The organism is Streptomyces sp. NPDC051738 (assembly GCF_044453205.1).
GTDB lineage: Bacteria > Actinomycetota > Actinomycetes > Streptomycetales > Streptomycetaceae > Streptomyces.
On the sequence record NZ_JBITCM010000015.1, the window covers coordinates 148,993 to 161,015 of the forward strand.

Annotated in this window: 1 protein-coding gene (running past one end of the window); it reads right to left on the reverse strand. The window is 72.3% G+C overall.

Features of this window, described 5'->3' with window-relative positions; genetic code table 11:
• On the reverse strand, positions 1 to 11,937 hold the start of the coding sequence (locus ACIA8X_RS31410) for a hypothetical protein (RefSeq protein WP_399459707.1). It extends 17,982 nt beyond the left edge of the window; the window shows 11,937 of its 29,919 coding nt (coding positions 1–11,937); it begins with the start codon at positions 11,935 to 11,937; its stop codon lies beyond the left edge, outside the window.
• Positions 11,938 to 12,023: the final 86 nt, after the last annotated feature.

Sequence of the window (12,023 nt, forward strand, 5' to 3'; positions counted from 1 at the left end):
CGCGGCGACGCCGCCGCCCTCCAGCGCGGAGACGGTGACGCCGTCGACATCCGCCCCCCGCGACCCGTTGGGCGTGTCGAGCCACTTCCGCGCCGCGTCGGCCGCGTCCTGGAGCAGCTGGTCGTAGACGGCATCCCGCTGTTGGAGCGCCCTGTCCTGGTCACCCGAATCCACGCCGGCCCCAGCCGACCGCGTGTCCACGACCAGTCGCTCGACCGCGTCGAGGGCCTCGCCGGCCCGGCCGAAGTCCGCTTCAGCCGTTGCCTCGTGTGCCGTCTCCTCCTGCGCCGTTTCCTCGTGCGCCGTTTCCTCGTGCGGCGGCAGTACGACGTCCACCGCCCCCTCGGACGGCGCATCGGTCACCAACTCCCGCATGGCGTCGGGCTGTTCGGTCGGCGTCAGCCACTCGCTCAGGTCCGCGTCCGACGGGAGCATGAAGTACAGGCCGTCGGGGACGGTCACCCGCAGCTGTCCGTCGCGTCCGGTCAGGACCAGGCCGACCGTGGCCTTGTAGTAGTAATACGGCTGCTTCGCCCGCTCCCGGTTGGTCTCGTCGACGTCCTCGGCCTCACCCGAGGCCTCCTGGCTGCTGTTCCACCCGTAGGTGTACGGGGCACGGTTGATGAACCGAGGGCCCTCCTCCGGGTCCTTGCCACTCTCCAGACCGGCCCCGACGAACCACCCGGAGGACTCCTTGACGGGATCCTTCTGCGCCTCGTGACTCTGGACGTAGTGACGGGCCTTGAAGACGGCGGGGTCGGCCGGGCCGATGCGCGCGACGTCTCGCACGTCCATGCCGACGGTGACGCCGTGCTTGCCGACCCGCATCATGTACTGGTGCTTCAGCAGCTTCTCGAAGCTCGCCCGCAGCATGTTCTCGCCCGTGTAATGGGCGTACTCCACACCGGCCGCGATCTGCGGCCCGGGCACGTTCCAGGTCGCCGGGGCCAGGGCCGCCAGGTTCTCGCGCTGCACCCGCGAGGGGGCCGCGGCCAGCGCCGCCCACTGGTGCACCGCCGCGTGCGCGGGCAGCGCCCACGGGTGGCCGTCCTCCAGCAGCTGGTCCAGCAGGGGCGTGGGCGTCGTACCGGTGGACGGCCGCTGACCGCCGACGGCCGGCAACCACTCCGGGTCGGTGCCATAGGCGCGGGCCGGTGCGGGCGGCAGCTCGCCGGGGGTGACCAGGTGGCCCGGGACCAGCAGGCGCACCTCGCCGGAAACGGTGCCGGCACCGGCGTCGGCGTTCTCCGGCTCCGGGAAGCTCTTGACGAACGTCTGCTGCGCCTGCCACCACGCGGAAGCGTCCTGGTGGTGCCCGGTCCAGCCGGCCACCGTCAGCGCGGCGCCGCGCACCAGGCCGAGGGGAGCGCGCAGTACGTCGGGCAGTTCGTGCGCGAGACCCATCTGCAGGTGGAACGTCAGCTCGTGGGCGAACTCGACGGAGCCCTCCCGGGTCTGCGCCCGGTAGATCTCCATCTCCTTCTCGGACTTCTCGTGCCCGGTCTCCGTGGCCCGCTTGTAGCCGGCCTCGACCTCCGGGCCGACATGGATCCCCTCGCCGAACAGGGCACGCCCCACGAGGGCGACCTGCCAGCCGAAGGACGTCGATGTCGACGTGCCGGTCGCCCGCACCGCCTGGTTGCGCAGCGTCAGCCGTACGTCCGGCCGGTCGAGCTGTTCCCGCGGCGGTCCCGCCTCGGCGGTGGCGTGCACCCACAGGTAGCGGGCGCCGAAGGCGGACGGGACGGCGAGCCAGCGCGACACGCCGCCGCCCGTCAGCAACGCGTACTGGCTGAGCAGGGCCTCGGAGGAGAAGGACTTCTCCAGTTCGCGCAGCAGCAGGTTCGGCCGGTACCCGTCGCCGCGGTCCCGCATCAGGCCCTGCTCGCCGAGCCACCCCTTCATCAGATCCAGCACACCGTCGGCACGCAGCACCTCGGCGTGCGCCACCCCCGGCAGGAGTACGGGGTCCACGTGGCCCGTCGGCTCCTGCGGCGCCGCCCCGGTCAGGTCCGCCGGCTCCGGCAGGCCCAGATCCGCGATCCGCCGCTCGGGTACGAGGAACTCCATTCCGTCCGCGACATGGACGACCTGCGTCGTGCTGGACATGTGGCGGCCGGCACCGGTGACCCGGTCGACCAGGTCGGGGCTCTTCCACCGGAACACGGTGAGCTCGAACACCGGGTCCGCGCGGTAGGTGTGGGTGGTACCGCCGTAGGTGGCACGGGTGATGCCCACCGGGCCCGCGCTCGTGCTCCGCTCACTGCCGCGACCCCACTCCCAGCCCGCCTTGCCGGTGGTCGTGACCCTGGCATGCCCCCACGTAGCGTCCTTGTCACCGGCGTCGATACGCAGCCCGGCACCGGCGTTCAGGCCGACCGAGCGCTCCTGGCCGCTGCCGCTCTCGTGCTGCGCCTGCCCCTGCGAGTACTGCTCGATCTCCACCTCCTCGCCCTGCTCGGCATGGGCGGTGAGGTGCCTGGGCTCGGCGACGACCATCCGGACGCGGAGCATGTGGTGCCAGCCGCCGGCGGTGCTGGGCAGGTCTACCCGCAGGCCGCTCGGTCCGACCAGGTCCGCGAGGTGGGCCGCCAGCTCCGTGGACGAGAAGGTCCGGAGCAGCTCCGCGGGCCAGTTCCCCCAGTCCTCCAGCCAGCTCTCGGGAAGCCCGTCGGCCCGCTGGAACAGCCGCGCCGCGGCGAGCGGCAGGTCGCGGGGGGCGAGGAAGGCCGGGAAGACGCCGGCGACGTTGCCGGGGCGGAAGCCGGTCGTCGGCTGCGGCAACGCGTCCAGCTCCCGCACCTGACCGACCGCGCCCACGGTGTCCGCGGTGACCGGCTGCGCCGGGACGTGCTGGTGCGGCACGACGATCCGCGCCACCACGTCGCCGGGCCGGTCAATCCACCACCGCTGCGGCGAGTGGGCGGCCGAGCGCACCGACAGCTCGTAGACGACGTTGTAGTCGTGCTCGTCGACGGAGCCGACGGTCTCCGTACGCCGATACGACTTGGCGCCACCGGCGAACTGGCTGCTCCGGCTGGACCCACCGCCGATCGAGAAGCCGAAGTTGCCCAGTTGCAGGCGAAGGATCTTCTTCAGCTGCACGGCCAGCCGACCGCCCAGCTGGAAGTCGACGCTCCAGGAGGTCGCCCGGCTGCCCGTCGTCGCTGCGCTCTCCAGCGCCCGCGCGTTGACGATCATCGGGTAGGCGTCCACGTCGGTCCGGCCGTGGACCCGCTCCAGCAGCCGCGCTCCGACCGACACGGTGTACGTACGGCCGCCCAGGCTGATGTCGTGCGTCACGCCGGCCAGCAGCCGCGGCAGGTCGCCCTCCAACGCCGGGCGGTCGAACCACGCGACCAGTTCGTCCTGCGCCTTCGACCAGTCGGGCGAACGGCCGCCCGTCAGCTGCCGGTGCAGCGTCGCCAGCGCGGTGCGGACCTGGGGGAGCACCAGCTCCGAGCCGGGCAGGGCGATGGCCATGCCGAAGCCCTGACCGAGCCGGGACGCCAGCGCGACCGGCTCGCGCGGATGCGGCGGCGGCGCGTCATCCCGCCAGGTGTCCAGCCTGGCCGGCCTCTGATACGCGGACTCCGGCAGCCCGACCCCGTGGTCCGCGGCCAGGACCAGCAGCCGCACCACGTTCGGCTGCGCGTCGACGGGACCGTCCAGGGCGGGCGCCTGCCGGCGCAGCGGTGGTGCGTCCTCGCCCAGCAGCCGCTGCTCGAAGTCGGCGGCCTCCCGGCCGGGGACACCGAGCTCCGCATCGACGACCTGCTCCACGGGGACGATGCGGTGACTGCCGGACTCGACCTCCGCCTCCACCGTCACCCGCAGCCCGGCCCGGTAACGGGCCTGCTCGCTGGTCGCGTTCAGGACGGTGTGGCTCATCGCCACCTCGGCCAGACCGTGCCCGGCGTCGCGGCTTCGGTCGTACGTGAGCGCGGCGGAGGGCATGAAACGGACGTCGCCGCTGGTCCCGCCGCCGCCGGCCACGCCGAGCGACAGCCGACCCTTGTCCATCCGCGAACGGGCGGCGGTGATGCCGATACCGGAGTCCTCGCGCACCGCGACCCCGGGGGCGTCACCGATGTACTGCAGGTCGTGGATCCGCGCCCGGATGCTGAAGCGGCCACGGAACCGGGCTCCGCCCGCGCGGACGTCCACCCGGCTGGTCAGGACGCCGTTGCCGAGCAGGTACCGGCTGCGGTTGCGGGCCGACTTCTCGTTGAGGCGGGACAGCACCGTCTCCGCGATCTGCCGCACCGCCTCGGCGGGCAACCCCGCGGAACGCAGGTTGCGTTGCAGCCGGGCCGCCACCGGCTCCAGGTCGACGGCGTTGAGCACCTCGCGTGCGTGGTGCGGGTGGGACACACCGGTGCCCCGCGAGGTGGGCTCGTCCGCCGTCTCCGGGCGCGGCCCGCCCGGCCGGGTGAAGTCCGAGGGCAGGTCCACCGTCACCGCGTCCGGTACGACCAACGACTCGTCCCCGGAGAGGTACGGGCGCGGCTGGCCGTCGACGTAGACGCGCAGGTGCGCCCCGCCGGCCAGGAACCGGAGCATGTCCCGCACGAAGACCTTGCGGCCCGCCACCACGCTGCGTTCGAGTTCCGTGGCCTGCTGGCGGCTCCACTGGCCGCCGACCAGCGGGATCGCGGGCAGCAGGGAGCCGGCGCCCTGGGCGAGCGACAGGGCCGTGAGCGGGACGACGTCGGCGCCGTGCGGCCGTTCGACCGAGGCCTTGGTCGTGGCCGACTGCCCGGCGAACGACACCTTGTACTCGCGCACCGCCGTATCCGCCCCGGGGTCAGCCGGCGCGGGCGCGAGCTGCTTCAACACCGGCCGCACCCACACCAGTTGATCACCGGCCGCCACCATCAGGCCCTGCTGCAGCGCCCGGTCCCAGACGGCGGCGGGGGTGGCGGAGTGCGCGTCCTCGCCGGCCAGCAGCTTGCGTATCGCGTTGTGGATGCCGTCGATCAGCTCGGTGCTGTCCCCGGGCCGTGTCACCTCATAGGTGAGCCGTTCCGCCCAGTGCCGCGCCGTGTCCTCGTCGAACGCCTGGGCGTCGTGGACGGTCACCTCACCCAGAGCGCCCCGCTCCACGTACCACGGCACTTCGGCGGCGGGCGTCTCCTCGGACGCGGGCGCACCGACCCCGACCGGTGCGAGGGGCTCCGCCGTCGTATCGCCCTCGGTACGCACATCTTCTGCGTCCCGTACGTCCCCCGGTGTGGGCGTCGCCTCGGTCGCGCTCGGCTCTTCCGTGGCCCTGACCTGCTCAGCGGCGGCGGAAGGGTGCCCTGAGTCGCGTACCTCCTCGGCCGGATCCGGCTGTGCCGCCTCCCGTGGGGGTGAGGTCGCGATGAGGTCGGCCAGCGTCGGGCTCGGGTGGCTGATGGTGATGACCGCGCGGCGGAGGGCGGCCGCGCCGTCGGCGGGGCTCGTGCCGAGCGGGTACTCGCGGCCGCGTGACGTGACGACGACGGGGAAGTCGGCGGCGTGCAGCTCGGGCGGTGCTCCCGCCGCCCGCAGGTGCTCGCGCAGGCGCTCGGTGAAGGCCTCGGCCACCGCCTCCGCCCGCTCCTCGCCCCGCCGGATGGCCCGGCCGAAGTGGGGCCGTCCGAGCACGGTGCCGTTGCCGTGACCGCTGATCGATACGACAGGCAGCGCCCGTCCCCGCTCGAAGGCCGCCACACCCTCCTGCGCCGTGCTCGCGGCGAGCGCGTCCACGTCTCGCCGCGCGTCGGCCGACAGGTGGTGCGAGCCGCCGTCGAAGCGGATGTGCCGGGTGACCGGCTGCGGAGTCCGTACCTGCCGGGCCGCGCGGTCGAAGTGGTACGTCACCTCGGTGTCCGGATCGGTCACTTGGAAGCCACCGCGCACGACCTCGGCGTGCGCCCCGGCCCCGGCGTCGCCCTGCGGTACGAGCCGGGCCGCGCGCAGGGCGCCGTCCGGTGCGAAGCGGAGCCGTACGCGCTGACCGGCGAGCGGACTGCCCCGGTACGCGGTCAGCGGCCGTTCCATCGACTCCAGCACCCGGTCGGCGTCGTAGTGCCAGGTCACCGGGCCGTCCGCCAGGCCGTCGGCGTGCACCACCAGCCCGCCGTCCGCCGTCTGCTCGACCTGTACGTCGGTGCCGGCCTCGGTCCCGCCGGACACCACGGACAACAGCTGTCCCGACTCCGCGTCGACCCGGATGACGTGGTCGGTGCCGGGCAGTGCGATGTCCTCGTGCTCGGCGACGGGTTCCAGTCGCGAGACTGCACCGCGCATGGTGGCCTGCGCGACCGGTGCGGAGGCGACGGGGCGGTCTGGCAGGTCCGAGCGGCTGGAGACGGGATCGAGGGCACCCGTCTCCTGCGTCGAGGCCGACCGGATCCGGTCGAGCGAGTCGAGGACCCGAGCCAGCTGCGGACCCGGCTGCCGCGCGCCCAACGCCTCAGTGATCCGGCCGTGTACGGCGGTGGCGAAGCCGCGGTACTCCTCAGTCTTGGCCGGGGTGGTGGAGAAGTCGCCGATCTTGAACTCGTAGTCGTTGACTATCTCCTCGCGCTTGTCGCGCAGTTCGGTCAGAGCCAGGCGGACCTCGCGCGGCGGGTCCTCCTTCAACGCGGCATTGACGAGCCCCTTCTTGAGGGCGTCGTAGTCGGAGCGGATCACGAACCGCTCCTCCATGAGCTCACGGTGGAACTGGCCCAGCTGCCGGTCGGCGGTCCTGCGTTGGCCCCGCAGGGTGGGCTGCGCCCCCGTGAGGCGGTACGCCACCGGCCGGTCCGACGGGTTGCCTTCGTCGAGGTGCCGGTACTCGTCGTGGATCGCCTGCGCGATACGCACCTGGGTGGCCGAGGGGCTGACGTAGTCGCGGACGAACGCGTCGATGGCCCCCCGCTTGTCGGCTCGGCCCTCGACACCTGCCTTGAGGCGCTCGGGGGCGTGCCGGTCGAAGAACGCCTCCACCTGCTTCCTCGACAGGTGCCTGTCCCCGCGGTCGCGCAGGCTCGGGTTGTTGTAGTGGGCCGCGACGACTTCTCGGAGCGTCCTCGCCATCTCCTCGTACCTGGCGGGATCGAGGAAGTTGTTGCCCTCGACGAAGACGGGGTAGTCGGGCATGCCCTCGCTCGGGACGCCGAGCCTGGCGCGGAGTTCGCCGAGGGGCCGCACATCGCCCCAGGAATCCGGACGGCCCTGAGGCTCTCCGTCGGTGTACGTGCGCAGCGAGTTGGGCAGCGCGGTCTGGCGGAGCAGTTCGAGGGAGCGGGGGTTCCTGATGCCGAACTGGTTGGACGCGTACGGCTTGTCGACGTTGAGGTCGTCCGGGACCTCGCCGTCCTGGTACGCGGAGGACGCGGCCTGGTGCTCGGTGACCGCGCCACGCGAGATCTCGTTGGCGGTGCGCAGCGGCACCAGGAAGGACCGGATCATCGGCTCGGTCGCCGCGGGGTCGGTCCTGTACTTGTCGATCCATTTGATCTGGCGCAGGGGTTGGCCGATGCTCACCCAGAACACGTTGTCGGTGTCCTTGAGGGCGCCGGTGTGGATCTGGACGATGCCGTTCCCGTCCAGACCGACGTCCTTGAACGGCGGTTTGTCGACGCCCAGTGAGTCGCCGAACACAGCCGTGTAGATGGGCACATACGGTTCGCCCTCGACCACGACGACTTCGGGTATGTCGCGGTGGACGACACCGGCCCCCCTGGGAGCCGTGACACGGCTCGCGCTCACGTACTCCGTGCCGGGCACGGCCATGGCGGGCCGGTCGGTGTCGAAGGCGTTCAGAGCCCGGTGCGCCGCGTTGACCGACTCGTCGGCGTACTGCGTCTCGGGCAGGGTGTCGATCAATCGCCGGGTCTCCCGGACCCAGTCCGCCCGGCGCTGCGGAGCGACACCGTCCAGGAACGTGTCGATGCTCTGCCGCAGTCGCTCGGGATCAGGGTGGGGCCTGACCACCATGCTCTTCAGTTCGTCGCGGAATTGCCCGAACCGCTGGTGCTCCGCAGGGTCCACCGGGGTCTGGCGGGCACTCGTCGCCGTCGTCCTCGCCGCCGTCGTCCTCGCGGCGGTCGGACCCGTCAGCGGGTGGTCGCGGACGACCGGGCCGGAGTCCACGGTGTTCTCGATGGCTGCCAGGTACCCCGCCGGAACGCCCGGGGAGGGTGCCTCGACGACGTCGGCCATGATGCCGCTGCCGCTGGACTTCGCGGCGCTGTTGCGGAAGACCGAGTCCGCCGCGTAGTAGGTGTCCGGCAGACCGGTGAAGTGACCGAACTCGTGCAGACCCAGCAGGTCGTTGAGCCGCTGCCGCCGGACCAGTTCGTCGGGGCCGAGCCCGGTCGCCTCGCTGTGCATCCGCAGGTGCAGTTGGTCGGAGCGGCCGGGCTCGGGGGACATGCTGAGCTCGATCGCCTCGGGGTGGTCCGGGACATGGCTCAGGTCGAGGTCGATGTGGAGCTGGTCGCCGGAGCGGGGAAGCCGCAGGCCGGTGTTGAAGTGGCCGTCCAGCGCCTGCCGCCAGCGGGCCTCGAACTCCCTGAGCATGTCCTGGTCGAAGCCGTCGCCGAACCGCACCGGCAGATGCAGGCTCAGGTTCCGCACCCAGCGGCTGTCCTCGGCCTGGATCCGGCGCACCCACGCCCGGATGAGGGTGCTGCTGCCGGGCAGCGTGCCGTCGCCGGCCGGCCGGCCCCGCTCGGGGGCGAAGCGCTCGGTCCGCAGCTCGCTGCCGACCGCGTCGGCCCGGCGGTGCCGCCACTGATCGGGCCGCACCGGATCCGCCGCCGGGAACACCAGCTGCTGCGACGGGTGACCGACCCCGCTGCGTTCGGCCGATGCCCCGACCGGCGCCTGCGAGGTCCGTCCGCCCCCGGTGCCGAGGAGACTCTCCGTCGTACCGCCCTCGCGCCGGCCCTTGGCCAGCCTCTCGGCCAGCTTCACGCCTTCGTAGTCCCCCCGGCTGGGACCGCCGTACAGGTGGATCTCCTGCGCCACCCGCATGGTGTGCCAGTACTGTTCGGGATCGCGCTTGAGCAGCGTCGGACTGATCAGGCGGTGCCCGGCCACGGAGTTCAGGGGTTCGTCGACCACCAGATCGAACGGGTTGTAGTTTCGGGTGATGAAGACGGCGCTGTCCCAGAGGCGGTGAGACTTCCGGAGCGTCATCTCCGCCAACTGCTCGGCGAACCGCCGCAGTTCCTCCGGCACCTCCACCGGCCCCGACACCGGTGTCTCGGCGGCCATGGCGGTCCTGCCCCGCTCCAGGATCTGCTCGACCTCCTGGACGGTCACCGGCCTCGTCACCTCGGTGTTGACGGAGGTCGGGTCGAACCTGGGATTGGCGGCCCACTTGCCCCTGATGTGCTTGTGCTGCGCGTCCTTGATGTACTGCGCCTGCTTGATGAACTGCGGGCGGATACCACCGGGGAACGCGATCTCGTGCTCTTCGGTGTGCGGGTTCCCGGCCTTCGCGCGTTCCGCATCGGCACCGAAGTCCTCGGGCAGATCGTCGAACCGGTGGTCCTTCAGCGTCTCGTTGACGTCGATGCCGCCCGGCGCGTGGATCTCGTACCTGAACTTCGCGGGGTGGGTGTAGTTGTCGTCCTTCGACGTGCTGACGAACATCGAAGGGCCCCAGGCGACGACGTACCTCGCCATGTCGGCGTTCCCGGTGTTCTTGGGCGGGAAGCCGTGCTTGAAGACGACCTTGGGCGGCCGCAGGTCGTACCGCCACAAAGGTTCGTAGGAGTCGCGCCAGACGACGCCCTCCGGACGCAGAGCCGTGAGGTCCAGAGTGCGGTCGACGGCCGCGGCGAGCCGGTCCGGCACGATCAGCGACTGGCCGCGCGGCGCTCCGTCCTCGCCGAACTCCCAGCGGAGCCGCGTCTCCTCCTGCCCCGGCACCGGGAGGGTCACCGCCATCCCGCCGTCACCCATGCGCCGGATGTCCGCTCCCGGCACCGGAGAACCGTTACTGTCGATCAGCTGCGGCGCGTTGACCACACCGGACGGGGTGTCGAACCGCGCGACATGGGGGATCCCCGGTAGCGGCACGTCCCGGTACCTGAAACCGCCGTCCGCCGCGAAATGCAGTTCCTCGCTGGTGCTGGTGCTGGTGCTGGTGCTGGTGCTGGTGCTGGTGCTGGTGCCGGAGCTGGTGAGGGTGTCGGTGCTGGTGCCGGTGAGGGTGTCGGTGGTGGTGCGGGTCACGATGAAGCTTCCGTCCGCGCCGGCCCGCACCGAGCGGTCGGGGAGCCGCAGACCGTCGGGGCCCACGAGCTCCAGCCGATCCGGGGTCGCGGAGGTCGCGTCACCCGGGATCCGCGTGATCCGCGCCGCCTGCTCCGACAATGCCCCGGCCCCGAGCAGAGGCATCTCCGCCGGCCCCTCGGACGTGCGCGTCTGACCGCCGAGAGTGGCCGCACCCGACGCGTCGGCGGTCGAGCCTTCCCCGGACGACCCGGACTCGACAGGGGCGCCGAGGGGGTCAACCCGCTGTCCCGTGGGCGTTCCGGCCTCGTCGAGCCGGGTCGGGCCGTCGCCCGGGAGCGTCAGATCCACCGTCGGGCGGGCGGAAGCACCACCCCGCAGCATCTCCCGTACGACATCGACGCCGCGCTCCGCGGCCAGGCCCTTGGCGACCTCGACCGCCTGCGCGATGCGGTCCGGCGCTCCCTCGTTCTCGTGCAGGGTCTGCGCCACGCGCATGATCGACCAGAACTGCTGGGGATCACGCTGCCGCATGCCTTCGCCGGGGCGGCCGAAGGTCGGCGGGAAGGGGTTGTGCTGCGCGGTGACGCGCGAGGCCTCCGTCCAGAGCTGACGGGCCGTCGGCTCTTCCAGCTTGCCGAACTGCTGGTCGGCGAAGTGGCGCAGGGATGCGTCGGGCGCGACGTCGTGGACGTCCTGTTCCGTCTGCTCCGTCGTTCCGCCCTGGACGTCCTGCACGCCCGGCACGTCGGAGGCGTTCTGCTGCAGCTCGGTCGTCGAGGGCTCCTCGGCCTGCGTCGTGGGACGTACCCCGTCGGCCTGCCGCTGATCCAAGGAATCGCCGGTCTCCGGACCGGGCCGAGCCGCGGACGGCGTCGTCGACGTGTCGTGGGCGGGCGTAGGGGTGGAGTCCTGGGCGGGCGTAGAAGTGGAGTCCTGGGCGGGCGTAGAGGTGGAGTCCTGCTGCTCGATCTCCGCGAGGGTCCGCTCCAGGTCCTCGATCTGCGGGACACGCGAGGGCATGGTGGCCCGGTCGACGCGTGGACCGGATGTCGGCGCGGCGGGCAACTCCGTCTCGGCCGCGGGACGGGAACGCTGGGTCTGAGTCACGTCGGACCCGGGACGAGGCGCGGAGGGCTCGCCACGCTGCGGCTGCGCCTGCCGGGACGTCTCCGACTGCCCTTGGACGGCCGGGCCATCGCCCGTACGCGCCAAGGGACTCACCGGTGCGCTGGGCAGACCCTCGATCTCGGAGGCGATCCGGTCGGCCGCCTCGTCGGACAACGGCACGCGCGGCTCGTCCCCGACGGGGCGCTGCTCGGAGGGGACCGTGGTATCGGGCCTGGCACCGGTGCCAGGCATGTCCGACAGCGGATCGGGGCGGCCGGCGGTCGACGGTTCCGGTCGGGTGGCCGGTGTGGTCGGCGGGGTGCCGGTCTGGGTGGTGTCGGTGGTCGGCTGGGTTTCCGGCCTGCCGGTGGGCACGTCGGGCTGGGTGCCCGGCCCGGCGGTGGGAGTGTTGGGCAGGGCGTCGGGCCTGGTGTTGGGGGCGGTGGGCAGGTCGTCGAGCTCGTCCAGGGTGAACGAGGCGCGCTCGTCGGGCTCTTGGCGTGGGAGCTGCTGTTCCTGCTGGGTGGTGGTGGACGGTTCCGGTTGGGTGGCCGGTGTGGTCGGTGGGGTGCCGGTCTGGGTGGTGTCGGTGGTCGGTTGGGTTTCCGGCCTGCTGGTGGGCACGTCGGGCTGGGTGCCCGGCCCGGCGGTGGGAGTGTTGGGCAGGGCGTCGGGCCTGGCGTTGGGGGCGGTGGGCAGGTCGTCGAGCT